This window comes from Mesorhizobium sp. M4A.F.Ca.ET.050.02.1.1, from assembly GCF_003997725.1.
GTDB lineage: Bacteria > Pseudomonadota > Alphaproteobacteria > Rhizobiales > Rhizobiaceae > Mesorhizobium.
Genome location: NZ_RZSG01001442.1, coordinates 1 through 569 on the forward strand (window position 1 = coordinate 1; position 569 = coordinate 569).

A 569-nucleotide genomic window follows, 5' to 3' on the forward strand; every position below is an offset into this window, starting at 1 on the left:
ATCTTGAGATCGGTGCCGGCAACCGGCCACAGCACCGAGCGGCCGGACCACGTGTCGCGGCGTTCGAGCAGGCCGGCGATCTCGCCCGAGGCATCGAGGCCGAAAGTGGTGGCCACATCCTTGAAGCGGCGGCCGATCACGTCGGCGGCGGGCTTGCCGACGATCTCGGCGAATTCGGCCGACAATGCGCTGAACTTGCCGTCAGCGTCGGTGCGCCAGACGAAGCGCAGCGGCGGCGCCGACCGATCGATCGTCCGCCCGGCGGCCGGCGCGGCGGCGGCCTGCCGAGGCGCTTCGGCTGGCGACGCCGGCTCCGCCGCCTCGGCCTTGCCGGATGCATGGTCCTGATGCCGTGCCTCATCGCCGCCGGCGTTGAAGTACCAATGGTCGTGCTGCGGCTGCGTCTCGCTGGCCGTCGCCCGGTCGCCCACCGCCGCTTTCGGGCTCTGTCCAGTCGGGCCGGCAACTGGGCCGCCGGCAGGGACGGCAACGCCCTTGGCCACCTCCGGCGTGGACTCGGCCATCACGTCCGGCGTCGTGGGCGAAGGTTCCTGCCTTGCCTCCGGCAC

The 569-nt window shown here is 72.4% G+C and carries 1 protein-coding gene; it reads right to left on the reverse strand.

Features of this window, described 5'->3' with window-relative positions:
- The coding region (locus EOA33_RS38030; protein WP_245482613.1) for a PAS domain-containing protein at nucleotides 1–524 on the reverse strand (524 nt) is incomplete at its 3' end.
- Between the last annotated feature and the right edge of the window lie 45 nt (nucleotides 525–569).